Source organism: Dellaglioa sp. CoH-57-MRSF-18 (assembly GCF_056781995.1).
This window is the reverse complement of the sequence record NZ_JBXAXX010000109.1, coordinates 1-405: the sequence shown is the minus strand read 5'-3', so window position 1 is coordinate 405 and position 405 is coordinate 1. Positions and strand designations below refer to the sequence as shown.

Below are 405 nucleotides of genomic sequence, written 5' to 3'. Positions count from 1 at the left end.
GAATGAAACCGGCGTTCGAGCTGTACCTTATACCGCCCAACGGTTCCCAGCCACCAACCTTGATAAATTCGTTTACCAATTCAATCAGATTGTCACGATTTACCGCATTTAGCACAGTGTATTGCATTTATGCCACCTTTTCGAAGGCCGCACGAATCTTCGCGTGCACGGACAAGCGCGTTGCATCGCCAGCCGTATAGATCGCGAAGTTCGAGTCGATGATGTTGAGAATTTCGTCCATCAGGGGCGGGCGCTCGCGCTCTCGCTCCAGTTGTTCGTTAGCCTTTTCGCAGCCCACGATCTTCGCAATCGAGGCCCGGGCCATCGGATGATCGGGAAGCGCCGCGTGCAGATAATTGGCGCGAATCATGTTCGCTCGCTCGTTATCCTCGTCCTCAGCAGTCC

General features: G+C 54.1%; 1 protein-coding gene. It reads right to left on the bottom strand.

Annotation, left to right across the window (positions count from 1 at the left end; all coding sequences use genetic code 11):
• Positions 1-127: 127 nt before the first annotated feature.
• The coding region (locus AC1RPG_RS08300) for a hypothetical protein (protein ID WP_481762516.1) at positions 128-405 on the bottom strand (278 nt) is incomplete at its 5' end.